This is a genomic window from Candidatus Polarisedimenticolaceae bacterium (genome assembly GCA_036376135.1).
GTDB lineage: Bacteria > Acidobacteriota > Polarisedimenticolia > Polarisedimenticolales > DASRJG01 > DASVAW01.
Genome location: DASVAW010000133.1, coordinates 1 through 25,693, shown reverse-complemented (window position 1 = coordinate 25,693; position 25,693 = coordinate 1). Strand labels below are relative to the sequence as shown.

The following is a 25,693-nucleotide window of genomic DNA, read 5'->3' as shown; positions in this document are numbered from 1 at the left end:
TCCACCCCGCCTTCGTCGGCGGAACCGGGGTTAGACTCCCGGCATGGTGCGTCCCCGTTTTCTCCTGCCGCTCGCCTTCGTGCTGACGTCGGCGTGGGCCGGGACGCCTCCGCCGGGTTTCATGGAACGGGTCCTCGCCACCACGTCCCAGGTCCCGGCGCCGGTCGCCGTGGCCTACGAGCCCGGAACCGGCGCCCTCTTCATCCTGAACCAGGGCGACGGCTCCATCCGCGGGACGGCCCGGGTCTATCGTCGGGACCCGGCGACGGGCGCGGTGACGATCGCGCTGAGCCTCAGTTGCGTCGACGGCAGCGGCGAGCGCGGCCTGCTCGGCATCGCCTTCGACCCGGACTACGCGCACCCCACGAGCCCGCAACGCTGGGTGTACCTCTACTACACGCGACACGTGGACAGCAGCGGCACCTGCGCCCTTCCGGGATCCGACACCGGAGGGTTCAACACCGTTTCCCGATTCCTAGAGAGCGGCGGGACGCTGAGCGGCGAACAGAAACTCCTCGTCGGGCCGGAGCTCTCCGCCAACAACCACAACGGAGGAACGGTTCGGTTCCTCCCCGACAAGACGCTGCTCATCTCCATGGGCGACAACGACTCCGACGCGTTCCCGCTGCCGCACTCCCGCAACCTGGCCGACTTGCGGGGGAAGATGCTCCGCATCCGGCGCGACGGGACGATCCCGCCGGACAACCCGTTCGTCGGGCAGGCCGGCGTGCGCCCGGAGATCTGGGCCTGGGGTCTGAGGAATCCGTTCCGTTTCTCCGTCGATTCCGCCACGGGGATCCCGTACATCGGCGACGTGGGCGAAGCCACCTACGAGGAGATCGATGCCGGAGTGCCCGGGGCCGACTTCGGGTATCCGTGTTTCGAAGGACCGATTCCGTTCCGGGTCTGCGACCCGCCGCCCGTCGCGGCCGTTGCGCCGATCTTCGCCTACGGCCACAACTTCCAGACGCCCGTCGTCGGCGAGTCCGTCACCGGGGGACCCGTCTATCGCGCGACGGCGTTCCCCCCCGAGTACCGCGGGCGGTACTTCTTCGGCGATTACGACTCCGACTGGATCCGGCACGCCGCCATCGCGGCGGACGGCAAGCTGCAGGACCCGCAGTTGTTCATGGGCGACGCGACCGGCGTGGTCGACCTCATCGTCTCGCCCTCGGGTTGCCTCGTCTGGGTGGGGATCACCGGCGCGGGTGTGCGCGAGGTCTGCTGGGGAACGCCGACGAACGGCGGGCCGACCGCGGCGGCCGCGGCGACGCCGACGTCCGGCCTCGCCCCGCTGAACGTGCAGTTCACGGGTTCGGACTCGTCCGATCCCGACGGGGACGCGCTGACCTACGCCTGGAACTTCGGCGACGGTGGGACCTCCGGCGTCGCGGATCCGGGGCACACCTACGCGTCGAACGGCGTCTACGACGCGACGCTCACCGTGGACGACGGGAGGGGCCAGCCCAACTCGTCCGCGACGTCGGACGCCGTGCGGATCGTGGTCGGCAACCGTCCGCCGGTCCCGACGATCGCGGCACCCGCAAACGGAACGCGCTTCGACGCGGGGGACACGATCGCCTACCAGGGCGGAGCGACGGATCCGGAAGACGGCGCGTTGCCGCCGTCGGCGTATACCTGGACCGTCGTCTTCCACCACGACGCGCACACGCACCCGTTCCTCGGCCCGGTGTCCGGCGTCGCCTCGGGCTCGTTCACGATCCCGACGGACGGCGAGGACTCCACGGACGTCTTCTACAGGATCCACATGGCCGTCCGGGACTCGGGGGCCCCTCTCGGCACCGCCGGCGTCCTCGATGCGTCGTCGTTCGTCGACGTCGTTCCGAACGTCGCGACGATCACCGTCGCCGCGAGTCCCGCCGGGCGCGGGTTGCAGCTCGCCATCGACCAGAGCGCGGCGGTCGCGCCGTGGTCGAAGCACTCGGTGGTGGGCTTCACGCGCCGGCTCACCGCGCCGTCGCCGCAGTCGGCGAACGGCGTCACGTGGGAGTTCGTGTCGTGGTCGGACGGGGGCACGCGCGATCACGTCATCGCGGCGCCCCCCGCGAACACGACGTACACCGCGAGTTTCCGCTGCGTGGCGAACTGCTCGGGCGTCGACTCCGACGGCGACGGCGTCGTCGACCTGACCGACAACTGTCCGGCCGCGCCGAACGCGTCGCAGGCGGACTTCGACGGCGACGGGCGCGGCGACGCGTGCGAGGCGGGAGCGTTCCTCGCGGACGCCGATCTCTCGGGACGCGTGGACGGGGGCGATCTCGCCCGCCTGGGCCGCGCGTTCGCGAGTGCGTGCGAGCAGTCCGCCTACGACCCGGACGTCGACTTCGACCGCGATTGCGGCGTCGACGGGGCCGACCTCGCCATCCTGGCAGCGGAGTTCGGCCGGCGACCCTAGTCCAGCCGGTAGCCCGCGGGGTGCAGCGCGCGGGTACCCTTCGGGAAGACGTCGACCACGATGCTCCCCGAACGACGACCGGCGCCGCGAACGTAGGTCCCGAGGGCGTACCGGCAGCCGAGGTCCCTCGACGCGCGGGCGGCGGCGAGCGTCAGGTCGTTCGTGTTCACCGTTTCGCGCCCGCCGGTGTCGACGGCCAGCCGCGACAACACGCGCAGCCGCGAAGGCCGCGTCGAGGCGAGGAGCCCCGCGGCATCGACCGGGTAGAACGACGTCCGGGCCGCCCCGGCGGCTGCGGCGAGCTCGCGCATCTGGAGATCGGTGGGCCGTACCGAGCGCGAGTACGCCGAGAAGAGGACCACGCTCTTCGGTCCGCGAAGGGGCTCGAGGCGGCGGAGCAGGACGCCGAGATCGGCGAGCCAGGACTTCGCGGTCAGGCCCTGGATGCCGTTGACCCCCCACGCCCGGACGAAGATCGTCATGTCCGCCTCGAGGCGATCGACCGCGGCGAGGAGGGAACGGTGATCGGTCGTGAAGTCCGCCTCGAAGCGCACGCCGTCGCCGACGGCGGCGACCGCGATCTCGAGACCCGGAGGAAGGGGTTCCCGGACGAGCCGGCGGGCCTGTTCGTACGCCCCCGCACGGCGGGGCGACGGGGGATCGGTCCGGAAGTCCTGCAGGTGTCGCTCGTCGAAGACCAGGACGACGCGTCGCGGCTCCCCTTCCGGGAGGGCCGCGATCCGCGGGGTCGACGCGAGGTCGGTCGCCGCCGGATCGGCGACGGCCTCGCCGGTGCACTCCGCGTCGAAGGTGTCGATCGGCACGCGCTTGCCGTCCAGGCGCAGCTCGAAGTCCGCGGCGGTCAGGCCCGGGACGGTCCGGTCCCGCCGGTCGAGGACCAGGGCGTCCACGACGAGCAGGCGCACCGTCACCGTCTCGGACCCTCCCGCCGGGAGCGGATCGGCGGGCGGCTCGGCGCCGGCGAGCAGCACGGCGAGCAGCAGCGGGGCGTTCATGATGCGTGACGGCATGCTACGCGCGAATCGTGCTCGTACAATCCCCCCTCATGTCCGAAGAGCCCTGGACCTTCCTGCTGGCCGTCGAGAAACCCGCCCTGATCCCGGTGGTGGACGATGCCCTGCGCGCGGCCGGCATTCCCTGCCGCACGGGGCTGCAGATCGAGCCCTCGCCGATGGTCGTCTTCACGGTGCCGGCGTCCCGCGTCGATGCGGCCAGGCCGGTCGTCGACGCGGCGCTGCGCCGTCACCGGGCCGGTCGTGCGGCAACGGGCGGCCCGGCGGTCGAGGCGAGCGACGGGACGGCGGACGACGACGAGCCCGACGCCACCGCCTCCCCCGAGCCGTTCGAGACCTCCGACACGGAGGAGGAGCGGCGGGAGCGCGAGTCGCCGCCGTGGGGCGCCCTCCAGGCCGCGATCGCCCTCGTGCTCGCGCATTTCGTCGTCCTGTTCGCGGTGGTGGGCCGGAACCCCACGACCCCGCACCTCGTGGAGGTCGGTGCGCTCGCCCGCGCGGAGATCACGACGCAGCCCTGGCGGCTGCTCACGAGCCTCGTCCTGCACGCCGACGTCGAACACGTCGCCTGGAACGCGCTGTCGATGCTCGCCTTCGCGGTGCCGCTCATCGTCGCCCTCGGTTACGGCAGAACGCTCGCGATCTACGTCGTGTCCGGGGTCGCGGGGGGGCTCGCCGCCCTCGCGGCGACGCCGGCCGCCGTGACCGTCGGCTCGTCGGGAGCGGTCGCGGGGCTGTTCGGCGCGTGGCTCGCGAGGACCCTCCGGCGCGCCCGTCGCAAGCCGCCCACGACCAAGGCGTTGCTGCGCACGGTGGGCGTGGGTCTGCTCGTCCTCCCGTCGCTGCTGTCCCCGACCACCGCCGACGGCAAGAACGTGAGCATCGCCGCCCATCTCGGAGGGCTCGCCGCGGGACTGGCGCTGGGCGCCGCCCTCTCCGAGGCGGCGCGTCGCGAGGTTCCCCCGCTATCCTGAAGGCCTTTCTCCCGGAGGCCCCGATGGACCTGCAGCGACTCCTGGGCCACGTGCTGAACGGCGCGCTCGGCTCCCGCAAGAAAAAGCACGGCAAGACACGCGGCTGGCTCGGCACGAGCGGCAGCCCGATCCGCAACGCGGGGACGCTCCTCGCGCTCGGGGGCGCGGCATGGGCGCTCTACGAGACCTGGCAACGGGAACAGCAGCAGAAGGCGGCGCCGCCCGCCGGGTCGGCGCCCCCGCCGCCTCCGGCCGAAGTCGAGCCCGTCCTGCGTTATCTGCGGCTTGCGATCGCGGCGGCGCGCGCGGACGGGGAGATCTCCGGGAACGAACGGGAACACCTGCTCGCGGAGGCGCGCCGCGCCGGCCTCGAGGAGGTCGCTCGGCGCGAGCTCGATTCGCCTCGCCCGCTCCGCGAGGTCGTCGCGGGGGTGACCGACCCCGCGCAGCGCCGCGACCTCTACAAGCTCGCCTTCGCCATCGCGCGCGCCGACGAGGGCGTGTCCAACGCGGAACGGCTTTGGCTCGGCCAGCTCACGCTGCTGCTCGAGCTCGATCCCGTCGAGGCGGCGCGTCTCGAGGAGGAGGTCGCCTCGGGGATCGACGGGACGCCCGCCGTTTGATCGAAGTCCCGTACCGCGAGCTCCACCCGGGCCACCACGTCGTCGGCGACCTGCGCGTCCTGCGGGGCGTGCGGAGCCCCGAGCTCGACAACGAGCGCGACGTCGTCGTCTACCTGCCGCCGTCGCACGCCACCGATCCGACCCGGCGCTTCCCCGTCGTGTACATGCACGACGGGCAGAATCTCTTCGACGCGGCGACGAGCTTCGCGGGGGAGTGGGCCGTCGACGAGTCGATGGAGGCGCTCGCCGCCGAGGGGCTCGAGGCGATCGTCGTGGGGATCCCGAACATGGGGGCGCGGCGGATCGACGAATACTCCCCCTTTCGCGACGCCCGACTGGGCGGAGGCCGGGCGGACGCGCACGTGCGATTCGTCGTCGACACCGTCAAGCCGGCGGTCGACGCGAGCTACCGCACCCGCCCGGAGGCTCGGGCGACGGTCGTCGCGGGGTCGTCGCTGGGCGGGTTGATCTCGCTCTGGGCGTTCTTCGAGCGGAGCGACGTGTTCGGAGGGGCGATGGCGTTCAGTCCGTCGCTGCTTTTCGCCGGGGGCGGGATGATGGAGTGGGTCGAGGGGCGGCCGCGCCGCGACGGTCGCCTGTACGTCGACGTCGGGTTCCTCGAGGGACGCCGCCGCGGACCCGCGCTCAACCTGCGCCGCGCGGTGCCGCCGTACATCCGAGCCGTTCGCCGCGCGTCGCGGATCCTGGAGTCGCGCGTCGCGGCGTTCCGGTTCGAGGAGGATCCGGACGGACGCCACGACGAGCAGGCCTGGGCGCGGCGTTTCCCCGACGCGATCCGCTTCGTACTCGGCTAACCCGGAAGGCGAGCCGACGGGTCGTCCGCGAAGATCGGGAAGCGTTTGAGACCCAACCGCTGGAGCCGGAACTTCACCGACGTGGCCAGCACGCCGAGCCCGTAGACGCTCGAGCGCCGGAAGTTGATCGACGAGGCTTCCGGGAAGTAGCGGGTCGGGCAGGAGATCTCGCCGATGCGGAACCCGCGGAAGATCGCCTGGGCGAGCATCTGGTTGTCGAAGAGGAAGTCGTCCGAGTTGCGCAGCAGGGGGAGCGTCGTGAGCACCTCGCGGCTCCAGGCTCGGTACCCCGTGTGGTACTCGGAGAGCTTGTGCCCGACGAACAGGTTCTGGAACGCGGTCAGGAACCGGTTCGACACGTACTTGTAGAACGGCATGCCGCCGGCGAGCGCGCCGATCCCCAGGATGCGCGAGCCCAGCACGACGTCGAACTCCCCGGAGGCGATCATCGACGCCATCGCGGCGATGAGCTTGGGCGAATACTGGTAGTCGGGGTGGACCATGACGACGATGTCCGCGCCCCGGGAGAGCGCGGCGCGGTAGCAGGTCTTCTGGTTGGCGCCGTACCCGAGGTTGCGCTCGTGCCGCTCGACCCGGATCCCGAGCCGCCGCGCGAGCTCCACCGTGCCGTCGCGGCTGAAGTCGTCCACGAGGATCACGTCGTCCACGAGGTCCCGCGGGATCTCGGCGACCGTGCGTTCCAGGGTGAGCTCCGCGTTGTACGCCGGAAGCACGACGGCCAGCCGTCGCCCGAGGATCATCGTTTCTCCCCGTAGTGGCGGTCGATCCACGCGCGGTACTCCGCGTCCTGCACGCGCCGCCACCACGCCTCGTGGCCGAGATACCACGCCACGGTCTCGGCGATCCCGCTCTCCAGCGTGTGCGTCGGCGCGAAGCCGAGCTCCGCGCGCGCCTTGCGCGCGTCGATCGCGTAGCGGCGGTCGTGCCCGGGCCGGTCCGTCACGAAGGCGATCGCGGAGCCGGTCGTCGCGCCGCGTGCGGCGGGGGCGCTCGGGAATCGCGCGGCGAGCGCGGGGTCGGCCGCGAAGCGGGCGTCGATCGCCCGGCACAGCATCTCCACGAGGTCGAGATTCGCCCGCTCGGCGCTCCCGCCGAGGTTGTAGACCTCGCCGACGCGGCCCCGCTCGAGGATGCGCTCGATGCCGCGGACGTGGTCCTCGACGTGCAACCAGTCCCGGACGTTGCGCCCGTCGCCGTAGATCGGGATCGATTCTCCCGAGATCGCCCGCACGATCGCGAGGGGGATCAGCTTCTCGGGGTACTGGTACGGACCGTAGTTGTTCGAACAGTTGCTGATCGTCGTGGGCAGGCCGTAGGTGTGGTGGTAGGCGCGCACGAGGTGGTCCGACGCCGCCTTGCTCGCCGCATAGGGGGAGTTCGGGGCGTACGGGGTTCCCTCGTGGAACGGAGGGTCGTCCGGGCCGAGCGAGCCGTAGACCTCGTCGGTCGAGACGTGGTGGAAACGATCGAGCGACGTCGCCCGGCGCGCCGCCTCGAGCAGGACGTGCGTCCCCAGCACGTTGGTCCGGATGAACGCCGCCGATCCCGACAGGGATCGGTCGACGTGGCTCTCGGCGGCGAAGTGGACGACCCGGTCGAACGCCTCTGCCTCGAACAGCGACCCGACGAGCGCCGCGTCGGTGACGTCGCCGTGCACGAAGCGGAAGCGGTCGGGATCGTCGTCGAGCGGAAGGTTCTCCGGGTTCCCGGCGTAGGTGAGCGCGTCGAGCACGACGATGCGGTCGTCGGGGTGCGACGACCTCCAGTAACGCACGAAGTTCGTGCCGATGAACCCGGCACCGCCGGTGACGAGCAGCCTACGCGCCATCGCGCTCCTCCCCCAGCGTCCGCCGCAATCCCTCGCGCCAGTGGAGCGCCGGCAGGCCGAGTCGGTCGGCGGTGCCCAGGGCGTCCAGCACCGAGCACGCGGGGCGCGGCGCCGCGGAGGGGCGATCGGCGGTGCGCACCGGTCTCACCCTCCACGGCCCCTGGAGAAGCCCCAGGCGCTCGGCTTCCTCCGCGAGGGCGAGGGCCTGGTCGTAGCGCGAGGCCACGCCGGCGTCGGTCCAGTGCAGGATCCCGGAGATCTCGGGGCGGTCGGCCAGCCGCCAGATCGCCGCCGCCAGCCCCGAGGCGTGCGTGGGCACGCCGATCTGGTCGGCCACGACGTCGACGAGACGACGCTCGCGCAGGCGCCGGAGGATCGCCTGCACGAACCCCCGACCGCCCGGGCCGTGCAGCCAGGAGGTCCTGACGACCGTCGTCCGGCCGCCGAGCGCCTCGATCGCCAGCTCCTCGCCGCGGAGCTTGCTCGCGCCGTAGCGGTTGACCGGCGCGGTCGGATCGCCGGGGGCGCGCGGCCGTCCGCCCTCGCCGTCGAAGACGTAGTCGGTCGAGACGTGGATGAGGCGCGCGCCGGCCGCCGCCGCCGCGCGCGCGATCGCTCCGACGGCCTCCGCGTTCACCGCGAACGCCTCCGTGGGGTCCGCCTCGGCCCCGTCCACGTCGTTGCAGGCTGCGGCGTTGATCACGAGGTCCGGCCGGGTCCGGGCGACGACGGCGGCGGGCCGGTCGGGTGTGCGCAGGTCGGCCTCGGCGCGCCCCGGGACGACGAGCGTCGCGCCCGCGGGCGCCCTCGCCCGCAGCGCCCGGCCGAGCTGACCGGTGCCGCCGAAGAGGACGACGCGCACGGCGGCTCTCACGTCCCGTACACGTCCGCCGCGGAGAAGGGAACTCCGGCGGCGTCGCGGGCGGAGACGACCGGCGGGACGGCGAGAGGCCAGGCGATCGCGAGCTCGGGGTCGTTCCACCGCAGCGTGCGCTCGGCGGCGGGGTCGTACGGGGCCGTGCACAGGTAGAGCACGTCGGCGTCCTCCGTCGCGCAGAAGCCGTGCGCGAACCCCGGCGGGATCCAGAGCGCGCGCGGCTCCCCCGCGACGAGCGGGACACCCACCCAGCGCCCGAACGTGGGGTGGGTCCGGCGAAGGTCCACCGCGACGTCCCAGATCGCGCCGGAGGTGACGCGCACGAGCTTCCCCTGCGCCGAAGGGTTCTGGTAGTGCAGGCCGCGGACGACCCCGCGCCGCGAACGGCTGTGGTTGCACTGGACGAACGACGCCTCGATCCCGGCCGCACGGAAGGCGCGTTCGCTCCAGGCCTCGAGGAGGAAGCCGCGGTCGTCGGCGTGCACGGGGCTCTCGACGACGACGACGTCGGGGATCTCGGTGGGAACGAACTTCACGCGCGCGGCTCCGTCTCCTCGACCAGGCTCCGGAGGTAGGCGCCGTAGCTCGAGCTGGCGAGGTCGGCGGCGAGCTTCTCCAGGCGCGCGCGGTCGATGAAGCCCATCCGGTAGGCGACCTCTTCCGGGCAGCCGATCTTGAGCCCCTGGCGCGTCTCGATGATCCGCACGAACTCGCTCGCCTCGGCGAGCGCTTCGTGGGTGCCGGTGTCGAGCCAGGCGGTGCCGCGGCCGAGGATCTCGACGTGGAGCGTGCCGCGCTCCAGGTAGGCCCGGTTCACGTCGGTGATCTCGAGCTCGCCGCGGGCCGACGGCCGCAGCCCGTGCGCGACGTCGACGACGTCGGGTCCGTAGAAGTAGAGCCCCGTCACGGCGTACGGCGAACGCGGGGCCTTCGGTTTCTCGTCGATCGCGACGGGCCGCCCCGTGTCGTCGAGGGTGACGACCCCGTACCGCGACGGGTCGCTCACCCGGTAGGCGAACACGGTCGCGCCGGTCGTCCGCTCCGTCGCCGCCTGGAGGCGCCGGGAGAGTCCCTGTCCGTAGAAGACGTTGTCCCCGAGGACGAGCGCGCACGGGGCGCCGCCGAGGAATCTCTCCCCGATCAGGAACGCTTCGGCGATCCCTGCCGGGCGGGGCTGCGCGGCGTAGTCGATGCGGATTCCCCACTGCGAGCCGTCGCCGAACAGGCGCCGAAAGGCCTCCTCGTCGTGGGGGGTCGTGATCACGAGCAGCTCGCGGATCCCCGCCAGCATGAGCAGGGTCAGCGGGTAATAAACCATCGGCTTGTCGTGGATCGGCATCAGCTGCTTGCTCACGGCGTGCGTGAGCGGGTGCAGCCTCGTGCCACTGCCGCCGGCGAGAACGATCCCCTTGTGCACGGGGCGCATTCTAGCGGGAGGGGCCCGAACCTCCACGCGCCCGTGCCCGCGCCGCCTCGGCGGGGCGGCCGGTCCTCTCGTAGACCCGCGCCAGATTCAGCCACGCGTCCGCGATCGCCGGATCCCGCCGGAGGGCCTCGAGGTAGAGGCGCTCGGCTTCCGCGAGATCGCCGGAGACCGCGGCGAGGGTGCCGAGCTGGACGAGCGTCGTCGGTCGACCGGGCTGGGCGCGCAGGGCCCGCTCCCAGGCCGAGCGGGCGCCGGAGAGGTCGCCCCGGTCCTTGAGGGCCGTGCCGAGGTTCTCCAGCGCGACCGCCGAGCGCGGGTCGACCGCGACCGCCGCCTGGAACAGGCTCACGTCGTCGCGCCAGTCGAGCGTGCGCACCGCCGATCGGGCCGAGAGCAGGAGGAGCACCGCGGCCACGGTCGCGGCCCGGACGCGCGACGAGCCGGGGAGGAGCCTCGCGAGGTCCGCGGCGACGATCCAGATCCCGACGGCGGCGGCGTGGAAGTACCGCTCGGCGAAGGCGGCGCTCGGGATCGGGACGAGATGCGCGATCGGCACGAGTTGGAGGACGAACCACGCCGTGCCGACCTTCACGGGGATCGAGGCCCGGCGGGAGAGGAAGATCGCCGCGATGCCGATCGCGATCCAGGACGGCACCACCCAGGCGAGCGCGTCGCCCGCGGAAGGCAACGTCGGATGGAACACGGTGAGATCCCCCGGGAACACCACGAGCCCGAGGTAGCGCGGAATGGAGACGAGGTTCCAGGACAGTCGCCGGAGAACGCCCGCTCCGCCCGTCGCGGCGGCGGTCGCGCCGGCGAGCGCGATCGCGCGTGCGGCGAGGTAGACGAGCAGGGCGAGCGCGTGGGGCCACAGCAGCGTCGCCGACCGCCGGACCGAGGGGAGCGGGGGCATCCCCCGCAGCCGGGGCCACGCCGCCATCAGCGGCAGGACCATCAGGGCGGGCTCCTTCGAAGCGAGGGCCAGCAGGAAGGCGCACGCGGAGAAGACCGAACTCGCCCGCGAGTCGTCCCGGTCCGCGTCGAGGAAGGCGGCGAACGCGAGCAGCGAGAACAGGAGCGCGAAGAGGTTGTTGCGGGCGGTGACGAAGTTCACCGCCTCGGCGTGGATCGGATGGACGGCGAGCAGGGCCGCCGCGGTCCACGGCGCGGCGACGTCGGCGAACAACCTCCGGCCGACCGCGTACAGGGCGAGGACCGACGCGGCGTGCAGCGCGAGGTTCACGGCGTGGAACCCGCGGGGGTCCATGCCGAACAGCGCGTGGTCGATCAGGTACGAGGCGCGGTTCAGCGGGCGGTAGTAGGGAGCGACCTCGTCGGGGGAGAGAAGCACCCCGCCGATCGCGCGGAGGTTCGCCGTGTCGGGGTCGCCGACCACGATCGCCTCGTCGTCCCAGACGAAGGCGTGGCCGAGGCCGGCGCCGTAGACCGCGAGCACGAGAGCCAGCAACGACAGTGCGGGAAACGCGCCTCGCATGTCACTCGCGGCCCGCGCGGACGCGCTCCCGGATCCCGCGGGCCGCGGCGAGGTTCTCCCGGAGCTTCGCATCGTCGGGGTGCATCGCCACCGCCCTCTCGTAGACCGCGACGGCTCCGTCGAGGTCCCCCAGGCGCCCGAGGCAGATCGCGAGGTCGTTCATCGAGCGGGCATCGCCGGGCTCGAGGGCGAGGGCCTCGCGGTACTGCGCCGCGGCTTCGCCGATCCGGCCGAGGCGCACGAGGGTGTCCGCAAACGCCCGGTGGAACTTAAAGGCGTCTCCGTACCCGGCTCCGGCGCGAATCGCCGCGAGGTGGTGGGGAACGGCCTCCCCGAACCGGCCCTCCCGCGCGAGCGCGACGGAGAGGTTGTGGTGCGCGACGTAGTTGTCCCGTGTGACCTCGACCGCGCGGCGGAACAACGCGTCGTCGCCGCGCCAGTGGCGCTGCTGGACGACGGTCGCGGTGCCGAGGGCGACCAGCACCGCCGCCCCGGCTCCCGCGACCGCGCGCGCGGCTCCGGGTGAGCGTCCCGCGACCGCGCCTCCGATCCAAGCGATCGCGACCGCGAGGCCGATGCCGGGGAGATAGGTGTAGCGGTCGGCGTGCGACTGCCCGCCGATCTGCACGAAGCCGAGGACGGGGAGCAGCGCGACGAGAAACCACGCCCATCCGAAGGCGAGCGACGGCATCCGGCGCCGGAGCGCGATCGCGGATCCGGTCGCCGCCGCGACGAGCGCGGACGCGATCACGACGGCGAGCGCGCCGGGTCCGCCGGGCGGGTACGGGTAGATCACGGCCAGGCCGCACGGCCAGGCGGTGTCGCGGACGTAGGTCGCGACGGCGACGACGGCGTTCGCGACCCGCACGCCGAGCGGAAGGTCGCCCAGGAGCGCCATCGCCCCCCCTTCGCGCTGCACGAGGTAGGTGACGACCGCGCAAGCCGCCGCGAGGACCGCGAGGGGGGCCTTTTCCAGGAGGAGCGCCTTCGCTCCCCGCTCCCTGCGGCCCAGGGGCCACAGGTCGAGCAGGAGCAGCAGCACCGGGAGCGTGACCGCCATCGGCTTGGACATCAGCGCACAGGCGGACGCCGCGAGGACCGTCCAATAACGACCGGGACCGGGCGCTTTTGCGTACTTCACGTGCGCGAAAGCCGCGAGGAGCACGAACAGGACGCAGAGCACGTCCTTGCGCTCGGAGATCCAGACCACCGATTCGACCCGGAGCGGGTGGATCGCGAAGAACGCGGCGGCGAACGCCGCGGACCCCCGCGAGCCCGTCGCCGCGGCGAGCACGAGGAACAGCAGCGCCGCGCTCGCCGCGTGGATCGCGACGTTCACGAAGCGCATCGGCGCGGGCGTCACGCCGAAAAGCGAGACGTCGGCCATGTGGGACAGCCACGTCAGCGGGTGCCAGTTCGATTCGGCCCCCTCGGCGAAGGCCCATCGCACGCCGTCCGCCGTGAGTCCGCGGAGCACCTGGGGGTTGTCCGTCACGTACGCCGGGTCGTCGTACATCACGAACGGGTGGCCGAGCGACGGCACGAAGACGACCACCGTCGCGAGCGCGAGGATCGCCGCGACTCCGGCGTTCTTCACGGCTCCACCTCGCGGAGCAGGCGGGTGATCCCCTCGTCGAAGTCCGCCTCGGGCGTCAGCAGGCTCACGACGATCCGGCCCCGTCCGGGGAAATCGAAGAAGTAGCCCGGTTGGACGGCGACACGCGCCCGCTCAAGCAGGCCCAGCGCGAAGGCTTCCTCGTCCTCCACCGCCGGGTAGCGGAGCACCGCGCTCCAGCCGCCGGCGGGACGCTCGAGGCTGACGGGCGTCCCGACGCACGCCATCGCGAGGGCCGCGAGGTTCCGCCGGCAGCGCGCGAGGATCGCCTCGCGGCGGCGACGGCCCTCGCGCAGGAGCGTCGAAAGCGCCCACTGCACCGGCGTTCCGACCGAGAGGTAGCTGTCCGCCACGAACTCGAGCCGGCGAACCGCCTCGTCGGCCAGGGGAGGAGGACCGCCGACGACGATCCAGCCGAGCTTGAGCTGGGGGAGACCGACGCTTTTGGACAGGCCGCCCAGGGTGAAGGTCAGCGCCCGGTTCCGCGCGGCGAAGGTGTCGAACCGCTCCCCCTCGGCGAGCGGGTAGTCGAGGAAGACCTCGTCCACGACGAGCGCCAGCCCCGCGTCGGCGCACCCGCGCGCGAGCGCGTCCGCCGCCTCGGCGCAAACCGCCGAGCCGGTCGGGTTGTTCGGATGGACGACCACCACCGCGCGCGCCCGCTCGCGCCGGGCGGCGTCGGGATCGAGGCGGGGCCGCCAGTCGGCGTGGGGGTCGAGCGGCCACGGGACGGCCCGCACGGCGTCGAGCGCGGCGAGGTGCTCGAAGAGCGGATAGGACGGAATCGGGACGAGGACGGCGTCGTCGGCGTCGCACAAGGTCCGGAAGAGGAAGCCGTACGCCTCGCTCGAAGACGCCGTGAGAACGATCCGGCCGGGCTCCACCGCGACCCCGCGCTCGGCGTACGTTGCGGCGATCGCTTCCCGCGCCGACCGCAGGCCGAGGGGATGCGGCGCGTACCGGGCCCCGCGCGGGTCGGCCAGAGACGCGAGGAGGCCCGCGTCGTCGTCGAGCCCGCAGGCGGTCGGGTTCGAGATCGTGAGGTCGAGGACGCCGGGACCCGCGGCCTCCCGCGCCCGGGCGAGCGCGTTCGGTTCGAGATCGGACGGAATGCGTCGCGAGAACACGGCGGGCCGAGGATAGCAGCGGTTGGCTGCACGGCGGACGGGTCTCGCTGCGGGCGGCGACCGTCCTCCGGAACCGTCGCCGCCGCGGCGCTCCCGCGCCGTTAAACCCTCCGCTGCGGGCAGTCCCCCCGAGTGTCCGCAGGAGGCAGACCATGTACGGCAAGCGACTCCGGGCGCTGGTGCTCGCGGTCCTCGTCCCCCTCGCCGCGTGGGCGGGTTCCACGCAGACCGGGACGTTGCGCGGCACCGTCTTCGATTCCAAGGGCGAGCCGGTCGTCGGCGCGCTCATCTCGATCCATTCGCCCGCCCTCATCCGCGAGCGCGTGGTGCTCACGGACGCCCAGGGCGGATTCTTCGCGCCGGGGCTCCCGGCGGGCGACTACAAGGTGATCGCGAAGCTCGAGGGGTACATCACCGTCGAGCTCTCCACGGACATCGAGGTGGACAAGACCACACCGCTCTCGGTGACGCTGAAGGAAGGCGAGCTCACCGAGACGCTGACGGTCACCGCCGAGCGCCCCATCGTGGACAAGACCAACACGGAATCGTCGGTCACCCTCGAGAAGGGGTTCACGGAGCAGCTCCCCGTGCCCCGAAGCGACCTGTCGCTGCTGACGTTCGCACCGGGCGTCGTCGACCCCGACGGCGACGGGAACGCCAACTTCCTCGGCGGGACGTCCAACAGCAACAACTATCTCGTGGACGGCGTCAGCTCCAAGGACCCGGTGACGGGCACCTTCGGCCGGAACCTCAACTACGACGCGATCGAGACGATCGACGTCAAGCTCACCGGCATCTCCGCGGAGTACGGCCAGACGCAGGGCGGCATCAGCAACGTCATCCTCAAGTCCGGCGGGAACGAATTCACCGGCTCGTTCCGCGACGTGATCTCGGCGCCCTCGTGGACGCGGCTCTACGCCGACAAGGCGCGGCAGTGGTTCGCCCCGGAAGGGCCCATCCCGGGTACCGTGGATCCGGAAGATCCGGAAGGGGGCCCCCTCGTCTACGGGCGACCGGACCTTCCGACCCGCACCGACGCGGATTTCGACAAGGCCGATCAGCTCAGCGTCACCCTCGGCGGGCCGGTCGTCGTGGACAACGCATGGTTCTTCCTCGCCTACGACCGCATCGAGACGACGGCGACGGACTTCCTGGGGAACCCCCAGGGGGGGCCGGGCGGCAACGGGTCGTTCATCGACACGTTCGACGGGGACATCGGATCGTTGAAGCTCACCTGGCAGGCGACGAACAACCAGCGGTTCATGTACAGCTTCAGCGAGGACCCGGCGACGACCACGCGTTGCTACGGCCAGATCTTCTTCACGGGACCCTGCTTCGACACGCGCAACGTCGACAACCAGAAGCAGGGCGGGTTCGAGTGGATCGGAGACTGGAACGCGACGTGGTCCCCGACGGTGATCTCCAACGTGAAGATCGCGCGGTTCAAGAACACCTTCCAGATCTCGCCGCTGACGCCGATCGAGGACATCCCGGGGATCCCCCGGAGCTCGAGCGGCGAGATCGCGCCGGCGATCGAGCTGTCGACGCTCCAGACCTTCGACGCCAACATCTTCGACGAGTTCCCCGAGGCGCGGAACCGGGAGCAGTACGAAGCGACCGTGACGAAGTTCCTCGACACCGACAAGCTCGGCTCCCACACGATCAAGATCGGCGCGGACTATCAGGAGATGGACAACCCCGGGAATACCGCGATCCAGGGGAACTCGATCTTCTACTTCTTCGCGGGCGCCGGCCCCGACCCCTACGACGTCGACAATCGTTTCTACTACCTCTGGGTCGACTTCCCGGTGCTCCCGAACAACTCCACGCCCCGGAACGAATACACGGCGGTCTACCTGAACGACGAGTGGCAGCTCAACGCCAACTGGGCCTTCAACCTCGGGGTCCGCTGGGAGAAGTCGAACAACGTCTCCGACATCGGCGAGACGATCATCAAGGACACCGGGTTCGCGCCGCGCCTGGGCGTCTCGTTCGACGTGCGCGGCGACGGGAAACACGTGGTCAAGGGAACGGCGGCCCGCTACCTCGCCGGCATCAACATCACGACCCTGGGGCCGTTCACGCGTCTTGCCGGAGGCACGGCCTCCTACGACGTCTACTTCAATACCTCGCCCGATCCCGGGAACCCGGCCGACACCGACTCGTGGCTGCTGATCACGAGCGTTCGGGCCGAATCGTCGGCGCAGGCGGCTCCCAAGGTGAAGCCGCAGTCGATCGACGAATACACGTTGTCGTACGAGATCCTGCTCAACCCGACGTTCGGACTCTCCGCGAGGGCGATCTCGCGGGATTGGTCGAACATCCTGATGAACCAGGGCCGGTACGATTACGCGTCGGGGATTCCCGAGAAGATCACGACCCTCCGGAACAACCCCGCGGCCAAACGGAAATACGAGGCGCTGGTCCTCGGCGCGCAGAAGCGCTTCGCCGACAACTTCTCGTTCGACGCGACCTACACCTGGTCGCGCGCGATCGGCAACGTCCTGTCCGACGAGAGCTTCGACTCGTTCAACATCTATCCGGACGTCCCGCAAACAACCGAGAACCGTTACGGTCGCCTGGACTGGGATACGCCGCACGCGTTCAAGTTCCAGGGCTACTACCAGATTCCGCTGCGCAGCGCGCGGCACGGGCTCACCGTCGGCACCGTCGGTCAGTTCCTCAGCGGCCTCCCCTACGCGAGGAACAACGGCACGAGGAACACGGTGGTCGGACCGGGCCCGGACGGCGAGCAGGACAGCCCTCTCGGGACCCCGGGGGACGAGGCGCTCGACGACGACCAGACCGAGAGCCTCGTCGCCTATTTCGAGCCTCGCGGCAGCCACCGCGGCCCGAGCACCTACAACATCGACCTCTCGTTCGTGTACCGGTTCCGGTTCGCGAAGAACACCAACTTCGAGACGCGTTTCGAGGTGTTCAACGTGACCGATCAGCAACGGCCCACCGCGGTGTCGAGCTCGTGGTTCGAGAATCCGGCGGGGGACAACGCACAGCTCGAGACGAACTACACCTTCGGCTCCCCGACGGCATATCAGGGGTTCTTCCAGAATCCCCGAACGTACCAAGTTCAGTTCGCGGTGACCTGGTAGGCGAGGTCCGGGGCGGGAGCGGGAAGGACCCGTCGGCGCAGAAACCGAAGCGTCGCACTGGTCATGCCTCCGCTGCGGGTCGGCGGGCCCTTCCCGCTCCCGCCCCATCGTCCCGGTGGCATACTCGGAAAACCTTGAAGGAGCTCGGACACCCTCGCCGCTCCCACGGGACGCTCGCGGCCCTCGCGGTGTTCTCCGTGTTCACGCTCGTCGCGATCGTCGACTCGAGCCAGTACTACTTCGGCCAACGGCTGAGCGAGCGGCCCGTCGCCTTCTGGCGCGCGGCCGCCTACGCACTCCCCGAATGGTGGATGTGGGCGCTGCTGACGCCGATGATCGTCTGGGCCGGGCGCCGTCTCCCGATCCAGCGCCCGCACGCCGTCCGCAACGCGGCGCTCCACGTCTTCGGGAGCGTGGTCATCGCCCTCGTCCACCTCTTCGTGAGCCTGTCGCTGGCCTGGATGACCGATCCCGCGGGGCGCTCCGCCCCCACGTTCGGGGCGTTCTTCCAGGTACGGCTCTATTTCTGGTTCCACGTCGAGCTGCTCGTCTACTGGGCGATCCTCGGATTCTCGCTGGCGGTGGACTACTACCGACAGGCGCGGCGGCGCGAGGTGCGCGAGGCACAGCTCGAGGCCAGACTCGCGCACGCGAAGCTCGAGGCGCTCAAGATGCAGCTCCACCCGCACTTCCTCTTCAACACCCTGAACGCCGTCAGCGTGCTGGTGCGCAAGGGGGAGAACCAGGCCGCCGTGCGGATGATCGCCGGGCTGAGCGACCTGCTGCGCCTCGCGCTCGACAATTCCGGCGCGCAGGAGGTGACCCTCGAGGAGGAGATGCACTTCCTCGATCGGTATCTCGCGATCGAGAAGATCCGCTTCGGCGAGAGGCTGCGCGTCAGCGTCGACGTGCCCCGCGACGCGCTCGACGCGCGCGTTCCGAACCTCGTCCTCCAGCCGCTCGTCGAGAACGCGATCCGCCACGGCATCGCGCCCGAGCCCGGCGCCGGGCGGCTCGACATCCGGGCCGACGTCCTCGGGGACACGCTTCGCCTGCGCGTCCTCGACGACGGCGCCGGCGTCGACGGGACGCCCTCCGTCCGCGCGGGGGGCGGCGTCGGCCTCCGCAACACGCGCGAGCGGCTGCGCCAGCTGTACGGCGACCGGTTCCGGCTCGAGCTGCTTCCCGGCCGCGGCCGCGGCACCGAGGCGGTGCTCGAGATCCCCTTGCGTTTCGAAGAAGACGTCCGTCAAGAGGTTGCCCATGAGTACCGAGAAGATCCGAGCCCTGATCGTGGATGACGAGCCGCTCGCGCGGGAGGGCGTCCGCCTCCTGCTCGAGCGCGACCCGGAGATCGAGGTGGTCGGCGAGGCCGCCGACGGGAACGCCGCGCTGCGCTCGATCCGCGCGCTGCACCCGCAGGTGGTGTTCCTGGACATCCAGATGCCCGGCCTCGACGGCATCCAGGTGATCGACCGCCTCGAAGGGGACGTGCCGCCGGTCGTCGTCTTCGTCACCGCCCACGACCAGTACGCCATCCGCGCCTTCGAGCGCTCCGCGCTCGACTACGTCCTGAAACCGTTCGACGACGAGCGATTCGAGAAGACGCTTTCCCGGGCGAAGTCGCAGCTCCGGCGCCACAAGGCCGGGGAGCTCAACCGCAAGCTTCTCCAGCTGCTCGACCATTTCCGCGGCGAGGGGGCTCCCAGCGCCCAGGGCGGCTGGAGCATCGAGTCCACCGAGGCGGACGGCGGGCGCTGGCTCGCGCGCCTCGCGATCAAGTCGTCGGGGCGCATCGTCTTTCTCAAGGTGGAGGAGATCGACTGGATCGGGGCCGCGGACTACTACGTCGAGCTGCACGTGGGCGGGAAGGCCCACCTCCTGCGGGAGGCGATGGCCAAGCTCGAGACGCGCCTGGATCCGAAACGTTTCCTGCGCATCCACCGCTCCGCCATCGTGAACGTCGAGCGCGTCTCCGAGATCCGCGCCTCCGCGCACGGGGACTGCACGGTCGTGCTCCGCGACGGCGTCAAGCTCAAGCTCAGCCGTTCCCGCCGCGACAAGCTGCGGCAGATGGTGAAGGCGGCGAGTTGAGGCGGCTCCTCGCGGTCGCGACGTGCCTCGTCGCCGCCGCGGCGTGTCTGGATCCTCCGGTCACGGAGTCGGTCGAGATCCGGTTCGGGGACGAGGAGGTCCGGGTGACCTCCCTCGTCCGGCTCAACCGGGGGGACTACGACAGCGGTCCGGCCGCCGAGCGGATCGACCGGTGGGCGCGCCAGATCCTCGACCGGACCGACGCCTCGACCCGTCGGATCGAAGCGCTCGAGCCCGAAGGGGACGACGAAACCGTCCGCCGCGAGAAGGGGGCGGTGGTCGAGGCGGAGCGGATCGCGCGCATCGACGACCCGTCGCTCCTGCAGCGGCTGTTTTCCGGTTCGCCGGTCTCCGCGCACTACGCCGAGGACCCGGACGGCGCCTGGCGGGAGTTCACGCTGACCGTTCCCGAAGGGGGGACCGCCCGCACCCCCGACGAGCGTCGCGGACTTCGGGAGCTGGAAGCATGGGCGGCGGAGGTCACCCGATTCGTCCGAGCCGAACACGCCCTCTACGGCTATCTCCTCGCGAATCCGTCCAGGGCGGTTCCGTGCCTGGAGCGGGCGAACGGCTCCGGGGAGGGGAACGACCTGACCGCCGACGAGCGCGCGCTGGCCTCCGCGATGTCGGAAGCCCGGGACGGCGTGCTGGCCGCGCTCCAGGTGCCCGCCGATCGCGAGGACACGCTGGACGAGCGCATCCAGCGCCTCTTCGATCCGTTTCCGACCGAGTTGTCGGTGGTGGTCGCGGGCCGCGTGCTGGAGCGCGAGGGGTTCGTCGACGGTCCGGACGCGGCGCTCGCGGTCCCCCGTCTGGGGGCCTGGGCCGCGTTCCGCTCGATCGAGGGGCGTTGGGTCGCCCCCGACCTCCTCGTCGAGTCGTGGCGCGCGAGGGACGGGGGTGAGCTCGACCTCGAGGCGTTCGCCCCGAGAATCCGGGTCGTCTCGAAGTCCCCGCCTACCGACGCGGAGGTCGTCGCCGCGTTCCGGAAGGCGTTGCGTCCCGAGACGACCTTTCGGGTTCGCTGGGAGCCCGGGCCGTCGCCGGCTCCGCCGCAACCGGCACCACCGGCCGAATGACCGGGCCCTCCGGAAGATCCCCGCGGTAGGCCACCTTCGCGAGGAACAGCCCCGAGGGCGGGGCGGTCCAGGCCGCCGTGCCGTCCTTCATTCCGGGGATCGGGTTCCCGTCGACGAGCTGGCGGAATTCCGCGACCGACAGCTCCCCCGCGCCGACCTTGACGAGGGCGCCGACGACGCGACGGACCATCTTCCAGAGGAAGTGCGACGCGGTGAATCGCAGCAGGAGCAGCCCCCCGTCCTCGACGACGAGCGCTTCCTCGACCACGACGAGCGTGCTCTCCTGACGGGACGGCGCCTCGCAGAACAGCTTGAAGTCGTGACGACCCTCCAGGCACGCCGCGGCCTCCTGCATCCGGCGGGCGTCGAGAGCGCGCTTGACCCACCAGACGTATCGCTTGGCGAAGGCCGTGCGACGCCGCGCGATCTGGTAGACGTACGTGCGGCGGATCGCATCGTGGCGCGCGTGGAACTTGTCCGGCGCCGGCTCGAGGGAGAGCACGTGGACGTCGGGCGGGAGCGCGTCGTTCATGGCCAGGCGCAGGCGGCCCGGATCGACCCCGGCCCGCAGCCGGAGGTGGGCGACCTGCGCGGAGGCGTGGACTCCCGCGTCGGTCCGCCCGGAGCCTCCGATCTCGACGACCTCCGCCCCCGCCGCCCGCGCGGCGCGGTGCAGCTCCCCGGAGACGGAGCGCGCGTTCTTCTGCTCCTGCCAGCCGTGGTAGCGGGTGCCTTCGTACTCGACGGTCATGCGATAGGTGGGCACGGGACTCGGTCTATTTCCGCTTCCAACCGCCGTCGGGGCCCTGGATCCATTCGCCCGGCTTCGCGCGATCGCGCAGCGTCTCGGCGTAGGTCTCGCGGATCTTCGGGAGCTGCGCGAGATCCACTCCCTTCGCGGCGGCGACTTCCTTGTAGAGCTCCTCGCGGTCGATGTTCTCCGCCTTCACGAGGCGCTGCACGTCGGCGCGCGCCTTGAGGTCGGCGAGCGTCTCGAGGGCGCGTGCCTCGACCAGACCCTGGTTGTTCTCGCCGATCACCCCCTTGGCCTTGAGGTCGTTCAGCTGGTCCAGGCGGCCGGCGCGCGAGTCGATGATCTTGCGGATGGCCGGGCTCGAGACCTCCGGGGCGACGACCTCGTCGGCGTGGGCCACCGAGGTGCCCAGGAACAGGTCGAGGACGCTCGAGGACTCCTTCGGCTTCTCCACGGGCTCGGACGGCGGCGGGGCGTCGGATGCCGCGGCCGCCTTCGCCGCGGCCTCCTTGACGACCTGCTCCTCGATCTTGTTGGAGAGGTCCTGGATCGCGGCTTCCGGGAAATAGACGTTGATCGTGAAGCAGGCTGCGGTCAGCAGGACCGGCGAGAGTGCGAGAACCCGGGCGCGTGCGTTCATGGCGGCTCCTTCTCCCTCGGCGTGGATTGTAGCCGCGCTACCGCTTCCGCGGCGGGCCCGAGCCTCCGACCTTGAAATCCACGTTTCCGATCCGCTCGCGCATCGCGCGGAAGGAGACGGTCCTGCCGGGCTGGGCGTTCACGATGTCGATGGGGAACGGAAGCCGCCCCCTCACGAACAGCTCCCGGTCGCCGCGTTTCTCGAGGCCGCGCATCAGGAAGACGTCGTTGGCGAGCGACAACTCGATCCCGAGGCGCTGATAGGTGAACGCGTCGATGAACTTCTGGATCCCGCGGTCGAGCAGGCCGGGACTCCCGGTCGACAGGATCGCGAGGTTGTTCACCGCCTTCAGGTTGATCCGGCCGCGGACCCCCTCGCGCTCGACGGTTTCGAGGCGCGCCTCGAACGACGTCGGGACCCCCCGGAACAACGTGAGGTCGTGGACGTGGCCCCGGACGATCCCGCTCATGTCGCCGAAGTCGAGGGTCCTGGTGACGAGGGCGAGGTCGATCTCCTCGAAATCGGCGGACAGGCGGATCTTGGGGAAACGCGTCAGCACGTCCTCGCCGGAGATCCCGCCGATCCTCACCTTGCCGCCGAAAACTCCGACCTCCCCGCCGCCGTCGACCTGGAACGACGCACCGGTCACGACGACCTTGGGGAAGTACCCGTCCACGAATCCCGTCAGCGGAGGAAGCCCGAACGCCTTCGACGCCGTCGCGAGGTCGATCTTCGAAAGCAGCATCGCCATCTCGAGGCGTCGCGACGGGCGTGCGAACTCGGTCAGGGTGAGGCGCTCGAAACCGACGAGGCCGTCGAGAAGAGGCACCGCCAACGGTTCGACCAGTTCGACGCTGTCGGTCCGGATGCGCAGCCCGGTCGAGGTCTCCGGGATCTCCATCCCCGCGGCGGCGAACCGAGAGAAGCGGAGGGACCCCTCCCGTTCCCGTCCGTCGAGCGGCCGCGACCCGCCCGGCCCGGGTGGCCCCCAGCGGAGATCGAACGGCAGATCGAGCTCGAGCCCCTCCACCTCCACGACGCCCTGCGTGCCCGCGACGGACAGTCCGCTGGAGCGCACGCTTCCTGCGGCGACGATCGCGTCGTCGCCGAAGGTGCCCCCCGCCTCGAGGCGCAACGCCCCCCGCCCCCCGATCTTCTCGAAGAAGGGGACGGTGGATCCCAGCGGTTCGCGCAGGTACCGCGACAGGGTCGAGCCGAGGTCCTCGATCTCGAGCGTGACGCCGTAGCCGATCCGGCCGTTCCCCGCCCCGTCCGTCACCCGGGCCTGAAGGAGCGGGCCGCCGGGCCAGGCCCAGCGCAAAGAGCCCGTCCAGGCGGCGCCGTCGACCGCGGCATCCGCCGCGAGCGTCGAGGGAAGTCCGGAGTAGTCGGCGAAGAAGCTCCCCCAGAGGGCCTGGAACCCGCCGACCTCCGCCGTCGCGGTCGCGCGCACGGCGGACCCGGATCCGGAACCGGCGAGCGCCCACCGCGTGTCGAGCCCCTCGAGGACGCGCCCGCCGTCGTCGGAGGCGAAGCCGCTGCCGACGATCGCCGCGGTGCCCGTCGCGGACCACGCGAACGAGGGATCGAGCGCGACGCGCAGGGTCGCGGTCGCGGCGCCCTTCGCGGCGAATCCCGGCGCGGGGTCGCCGATGAGGGGGCGCAGGAAGCCCTGCCACCGCGTCGCCTCGAGGCCGCGCACCTCCACGTCGGCGGCTCCGCCCGTGCGCGGGTCCCAGGCGCCGGCGATCGTTCCGCGGGCGAGGTCGCCGGCGGTGAAGGCGAGCGAGGCGTCGCGGCACGACGCGGTCGCCGGATCGACCGTCGCCATGCCTCCGAGCGTCAGCGTCACGGCCGCGAGCGGGGGAGATTGCGCCCGGCCCGAGAGGGCGAGTTCCCGAACGATCCAGGGAGCGCCGATCGCCGCGGTCGCCAGCTTCGCACGCAACGTCGCGTCATCGAGCCGCATGGTCTCGCCCCACCGAGCCGCGAGCCGGGCGACGGTCACGTCGGCATCGAGGAAGTGGTCCACGGCAGGCCACGCGACGCGCGCCCGCCCCGTGAGCGCGCCGTCGATCGTCAGGGACTCGGGGAGCGTCACGCCGAGGCGGGCGGCGAGCGGCACGAGGGCGTCGATCGCCGCTCCCTCCCACGCGAACGTCGCGGCCGCTTGCCTGGGCGTCGCGTGGCCGGAGACGGCGACGGGTGGAAGGGCCTCGATCCGCGCGGTGGCGGTCCCTTCGTAGCGCGCCTCGGGGCGGAGCGTCACGTTGCCGTCGAGCTCGAGCACGATCGGGATCGACGCCGGTTCCGCCGTCAGCGTTCCCCGGACGGCTCCGCCCGCGAGGAGATCCACGGCGTCGAGCGTCCCCGCGAGGCTCGCTTCGCCGGGGGGCTCGTCGAGGCGCGCCTCGAGCGTCCAGGCGAGCGGCGCCCCTCGCGGCATGCGCGCCCGGAGGTCGACCCGGCCCGAAACCTCGAGTCCTTCCGGTCGCCCCGGCACGAGGGGAAGCCAGCGCGCGACGTCGATCCCGGAAACCTCGGCGTCGACGTCGAGGAGCCGGATCGTCACGAGGTCCATCGTGCCGTTCGCCGCGATCCTCGTGGTGCCGTCGGCGACGGCGACGGCGTCGAGCGCCACCTCGTTCCCCGAGAACCTGGCCGTCGTCGCGACGTCACGGAGCTCGGCCCGGACGCCGAACGGGGCGAGCGGGAGCGTGTCCGCGACGGCGTGCGCCGTCCCCGAGGTCGTGCCCCCGAAGTCGCTTAGGTCGGCGTCGACGTCCAGCGCGGTCTCGCCCCCCTCCGTCGCGATCACGAGGCGACCTTCGGCGAGCGTCAGTACCCCGGCGGCGATCTTCGCGGGAGGGCCGGGTGGCGGCGGCGGGATCGAAGGGTCGGGGGGGCCGAGCCGGACCTCCGCTCCGCGAAGGCCGAGACGGTCGAAGCGCCCCTCGAGCATCGCGCGGGCACCGCCGTCGGCTTCGAGGCGTCGGACGACGGCGTGCACGAGACGCGGCTGTCCCGCGACTCGCCGCACCTCGAGGTCGTGAAGGACGAAGCGGTCGAGGCCGCGGATCTCGAGCCTTCCGAGCCGGACCTCTGCGGAGAGTTTCCCCTCCAGTGCGGCCTCGACCCTGCGTCGAGGGAGGTCCCGCCACCACCACGCCGCCGCGGCGACGAGGGCGACGACGATCACCAGCGCGACAGCGGCGACCCGGAGACGCTTCACCCTCTTATGGTGCCAGCGATCGCGGTCGCGGCATACTCTCCGGGATGCGTCAGTTCGTGCACACCTTCCTCGTCGAGTCCCGCGGGCCGGGTCTGTGGGAGTTCACCGACGACGTCCTTTCGTGGGTCGAGTCGACCGGGATCGAGACGGGACTGCTGACGCTCCACGTGAGGCACACCTCGGCTTCACTGCTCATCCAGGAGAACGCGGACCCCGAGGTGCGGCGCGACTTCGAGCGGTTCTTCCGCCGGCTCGTTCCCGCGGGGGATCCGCTCTTCGAGCACCGGAGCGAGGGGCCCGACGACATGCCCGCTCACGTGCGCGCGGCGCTGACGACGACCACGCTGTCTCTCCCGATCCTGGATTCCCGCCCGGCGCTGGGCACCTGGCAGGGGATCTACCTCTACGAGCACCGCACGCGCCCCCATCGCCGCAGCGTCGCCGCGCACGTGCTGGGGGAGTGATTGGGGACGGTCACCGTATTCCGTAAATGGGGACAGCAACCATTTGTCCCAGACCCGGAGCCTGAGCTC

At 71.5% G+C, this 25,693-nt stretch carries 20 protein-coding genes; 8 read left to right on the top strand and 12 right to left on the bottom strand.

The annotated features are described in order from the left end of the window. The first annotated feature begins 43 nt into the window (after positions 1-43). Entirely contained in the window at positions 44-2,416 is a 2,373-nt protein-coding gene (locus VF139_13915) for a PQQ-dependent sugar dehydrogenase (protein ID HEX6852489.1), read from the top strand. Here the strand turns inward: VF139_13915 and VF139_13910 are convergent. Next, entirely contained in the window at positions 2,413-3,432 is a 1,020-nt protein-coding gene (locus tag VF139_13910) for a VWA domain-containing protein (GenBank protein HEX6852488.1), read from the bottom strand. The genes VF139_13915 and VF139_13910 overlap by 4 nt on opposite strands. A 50-nt stretch (positions 3,433-3,482) precedes the next feature. Between VF139_13910 and VF139_13905 the strand changes: the two genes are divergently transcribed. The 3 genes from VF139_13905 to VF139_13895 are packed head-to-tail and all read left to right on the top strand — an operon-like array spanning position 3,483 to position 5,862. Further along, a complete protein-coding gene (locus VF139_13905; GenBank protein ID HEX6852487.1) occupies positions 3,483-4,424 on the top strand; it encodes a rhomboid family intramembrane serine protease in 942 nt (313 codons plus the stop codon). Between the two features lie 23 nt (positions 4,425-4,447). Next, a complete protein-coding gene (locus tag VF139_13900; protein HEX6852486.1) occupies positions 4,448-5,047 on the top strand; it encodes a DUF533 domain-containing protein in 600 nt (199 codons plus the stop codon). Next, entirely contained in the window at positions 5,044-5,862 is an 819-nt protein-coding gene (locus VF139_13895) for an alpha/beta hydrolase-fold protein (protein ID HEX6852485.1), read from the top strand. Before VF139_13900 ends, VF139_13895 begins: the two co-directional genes overlap by 4 nt. Here the strand turns inward: VF139_13895 and VF139_13890 are convergent. From VF139_13890 to VF139_13855, 8 genes are read right to left on the bottom strand one after another with little or no spacing between them, the layout of a single operon-like run. Beyond that, on the bottom strand, positions 5,859-6,623 hold the full coding sequence (locus tag VF139_13890; GenBank protein HEX6852484.1) for a glycosyltransferase family 2 protein: 765 nt from the start codon (positions 6,621-6,623) through the stop codon (positions 5,859-5,861). The genes VF139_13895 and VF139_13890 overlap by 4 nt on opposite strands. Then, the gene (rfbB, locus tag VF139_13885; GenBank protein ID HEX6852483.1) at positions 6,620-7,711 is read right to left on the bottom strand and encodes a dTDP-glucose 4,6-dehydratase; all 1,092 of its coding nucleotides are present in this window, start codon (positions 7,709-7,711) and stop codon (positions 6,620-6,622) included. The genes VF139_13890 and rfbB overlap by 4 nt, the downstream gene beginning before the upstream one ends. Continuing rightward, complete coding sequence (gene rfbD / locus VF139_13880; GenBank protein ID HEX6852482.1) at positions 7,701-8,585, bottom strand: dTDP-4-dehydrorhamnose reductase; 885 nt, start codon at positions 8,583-8,585, stop codon at positions 7,701-7,703. Before rfbD ends, rfbB begins: the two co-directional genes overlap by 11 nt. After that, positions 8,582-9,124: a dTDP-4-dehydrorhamnose 3,5-epimerase gene (rfbC, locus tag VF139_13875; protein HEX6852481.1), complete on the bottom strand. Its 543-nt coding sequence runs from the start codon at positions 9,122-9,124 to the stop codon at positions 8,582-8,584. Before rfbC ends, rfbD begins: the two co-directional genes overlap by 4 nt. After that, a complete protein-coding gene (gene rfbA, locus VF139_13870) occupies positions 9,121-10,005 on the bottom strand; it encodes a glucose-1-phosphate thymidylyltransferase RfbA (GenBank protein HEX6852480.1) in 885 nt (294 codons plus the stop codon). The genes rfbC and rfbA overlap by 4 nt, the downstream gene beginning before the upstream one ends. Before the next feature lie 10 nt (positions 10,006-10,015). Further along, the gene (locus VF139_13865) at positions 10,016-11,509 is read right to left on the bottom strand and encodes a tetratricopeptide repeat protein (protein ID HEX6852479.1); all 1,494 of its coding nucleotides are present in this window, start codon (positions 11,507-11,509) and stop codon (positions 10,016-10,018) included. A 1-nt stretch (position 11,510) separates the two neighbouring features. Beyond that, complete coding sequence (locus VF139_13860) at positions 11,511-13,106, bottom strand: tetratricopeptide repeat protein (GenBank protein HEX6852478.1); 1,596 nt, start codon at positions 13,104-13,106, stop codon at positions 11,511-11,513. Continuing rightward, positions 13,103-14,251 (bottom strand): pyridoxal phosphate-dependent aminotransferase, encoded by a 1,149-nt coding sequence (locus VF139_13855; protein HEX6852477.1) that lies wholly within the window; start codon positions 14,249-14,251, stop codon positions 13,103-13,105. Before VF139_13855 ends, VF139_13860 begins: the two co-directional genes overlap by 4 nt. Positions 14,252-14,403: 152 nt before the next feature. Here VF139_13855 and VF139_13850 point away from each other — a divergent pair, with 152 nt between their 5' ends. The 3 genes from VF139_13850 (at position 14,404) to VF139_13840 (ending at position 19,455) form a co-directional block, all read left to right on the top strand. Beyond that, positions 14,404-17,361, top strand: a complete 2,958-nt coding sequence (locus VF139_13850; GenBank protein ID HEX6852476.1) for a TonB-dependent receptor — start codon at positions 14,404-14,406, stop codon at positions 17,359-17,361. 134 nt (positions 17,362-17,495) lie between these two features. After that, positions 17,496-18,662 carry a histidine kinase gene (locus VF139_13845; GenBank protein HEX6852475.1) on the top strand — a complete coding sequence of 389 codons (1,167 nt, stop codon included), beginning with the start codon at positions 17,496-17,498 and terminating at the stop codon, positions 18,660-18,662. Continuing rightward, positions 18,625-19,455, top strand: a complete 831-nt coding sequence (locus VF139_13840) for a LytTR family DNA-binding domain-containing protein (GenBank protein ID HEX6852474.1) — start codon at positions 18,625-18,627, stop codon at positions 19,453-19,455. Before VF139_13845 ends, VF139_13840 begins: the two co-directional genes overlap by 38 nt. 957 nt (positions 19,456-20,412) lie before the next feature. Here VF139_13840 and truA read toward each other — a convergent pair. Genes truA through VF139_13825 form a run of 3 tightly spaced genes read right to left on the bottom strand, consistent with a single transcriptional unit; the run spans position 20,413 to position 25,160 of the window. Further along, positions 20,413-21,300, bottom strand: coding sequence for a tRNA pseudouridine(38-40) synthase TruA (gene truA / locus VF139_13835; protein ID HEX6852473.1), 888 nt, complete (start codon positions 21,298-21,300; stop codon positions 20,413-20,415). Between the two features lie 10 nt (positions 21,301-21,310). After that, a complete protein-coding gene (locus tag VF139_13830) occupies positions 21,311-21,928 on the bottom strand; it encodes a YdbL family protein (GenBank protein ID HEX6852472.1) in 618 nt (205 codons plus the stop codon). Between the two features lie 37 nt (positions 21,929-21,965). Then, the gene (locus VF139_13825; GenBank protein ID HEX6852471.1) at positions 21,966-25,160 is read right to left on the bottom strand and encodes a hypothetical protein; all 3,195 of its coding nucleotides are present in this window, start codon (positions 25,158-25,160) and stop codon (positions 21,966-21,968) included. A 44-nt stretch (positions 25,161-25,204) separates the two neighbouring features. On the opposite strand from VF139_13825, the gene VF139_13820 reads away from it, so the two are divergent. Continuing rightward, positions 25,205-25,624 (top strand): secondary thiamine-phosphate synthase enzyme YjbQ, encoded by a 420-nt coding sequence (locus tag VF139_13820; protein HEX6852470.1) that lies wholly within the window; start codon positions 25,205-25,207, stop codon positions 25,622-25,624. The last annotated feature ends 69 nt before the right edge of the window (positions 25,625-25,693 follow it).

Bases quoted from the DNA above. Each gene is read 5' to 3' on its own strand.
- VF139_13820 (HEX6852470.1), top strand. From the start codon at position 25,205: ATGCGTCAGTTCGTGCACACCTTCCTCGTCGAGTCCCGCGGGCCGGGT.
- VF139_13905 (HEX6852487.1), top strand. From the start codon at position 3,483: ATGTCCGAAGAGCCCTGGACCTTCCTGCTGGCCGTCGAGAAACCCGCC.
- VF139_13830 (HEX6852472.1), bottom strand. From the start codon at position 21,928: ATGAACGCACGCGCCCGGGTTCTCGCACTCTCGCCGGTCCTGCTGACC.
- VF139_13850 (HEX6852476.1), top strand. From the start codon at position 14,404: ATGTACGGCAAGCGACTCCGGGCGCTGGTGCTCGCGGTCCTCGTCCCC.
- VF139_13865 (HEX6852479.1), bottom strand. From the start codon at position 11,509: ATGCGAGGCGCGTTTCCCGCACTGTCGTTGCTGGCTCTCGTGCTCGCG.
- VF139_13890 (HEX6852484.1), bottom strand. From the start codon at position 6,623: ATGATCCTCGGGCGACGGCTGGCCGTCGTGCTTCCGGCGTACAACGCG.
- VF139_13915 (HEX6852489.1), top strand. From the start codon at position 44: ATGGTGCGTCCCCGTTTTCTCCTGCCGCTCGCCTTCGTGCTGACGTCG.
- VF139_13840 (HEX6852474.1), top strand. From the start codon at position 18,625: ATGAGTACCGAGAAGATCCGAGCCCTGATCGTGGATGACGAGCCGCTC.
- rfbB (HEX6852483.1), bottom strand. From the start codon at position 7,711: ATGGCGCGTAGGCTGCTCGTCACCGGCGGTGCCGGGTTCATCGGCACG.
- VF139_13900 (HEX6852486.1), top strand. From the start codon at position 4,448: ATGGACCTGCAGCGACTCCTGGGCCACGTGCTGAACGGCGCGCTCGGC.
- VF139_13910 (HEX6852488.1), bottom strand. From the start codon at position 3,432: ATGAACGCCCCGCTGCTGCTCGCCGTGCTGCTCGCCGGCGCCGAGCCG.